Source organism: Vibrio sp. 1249-1, assembly GCF_033340495.1.
The window spans coordinates 1-868 of the sequence record NZ_JAWOWJ010000291.1 but is presented as its reverse complement, the minus strand read 5'-3'; the positions used below and the strand labels follow the sequence as shown (position 1 = coordinate 868).

Sequence of the window (868 nt, the reverse complement as noted above, 5' to 3'; positions counted from 1 at the left end):
TGGCATCGTCGCTTGTTTATAAAAGCGAGATTCCACCAGCTCAAGATCTTGGTGATAAACAGGCAAACTTTGTTCTTCAATACAACGGCGAACGGCTGGATAAAGCACCTCTTTCGCTTGGTTAATTACCCCACCAATCAAAATCTTTTCTGGGTTAAACAAGTTGATCACGATAGCAATTGCAGAACCTAAATAGCGTCCCAATTTTTCAATCACATCAACCGCGAGAGGATCGCCATTTGCCGCGGCTTCACAGATACTTTCGATACTCATCTCTTCTTGAGCCGCGAGAATAGAAGCTTCACCTTCAGAGATGCGTCTTACCACTTCTTCACGAATCGCTTCTAGCTCGTTACGAACGCGAATCGCTTGCTCGCTTTCCCCACTGAAGATTGAGCCGCCACCTAAGCAAGACCAAGCCATTGGACGCGTTCGCAACATTTGCATTTGGTCCAGCGTTCCATCGTGCGCAACCTCAAAATTAAGCGGGTTGATTTCCACTTGGTTAGTCACAAGAGGTTTACCAAGGCGCGATTGCAGCAATTCGAACTGACGCGGCGTAAAGTTGGACACACCAAAGTGCTTCACTTTACCTACTTTGTGCAGCTCCGTGAATGCTTCCGCAACTTCATCAGCATCCATCAATACATCCGGACGATGGATTAATAGCACATCGATTTCGTCCACATTTAAGCGCTCAAGTGAGTTGTTCACTGATTGGTAAATGTGTGCCGAACTTGTGTCGTAGTGATTAATTTTGCGTTCAGGTGTTTTGTCACCACACAAATTAATGTCACATTTGGTCACGATCTGGATTTGGTCGCGTACGCTTTTATCCAAAGCTAACGCTTCACCAAACAACGCTTCA

Annotated in this window: 1 protein-coding gene; it reads right to left on the bottom strand. The window is 45.7% G+C overall.

Going from position 1 to position 868, the window contains the following annotated elements; all coding sequences use genetic code 11:
* A partial coding sequence (locus R7Z50_RS25920) for an aldo/keto reductase (protein ID WP_318149531.1) occupies positions 1 to 868 on the bottom strand: 868 nt, incomplete at both ends.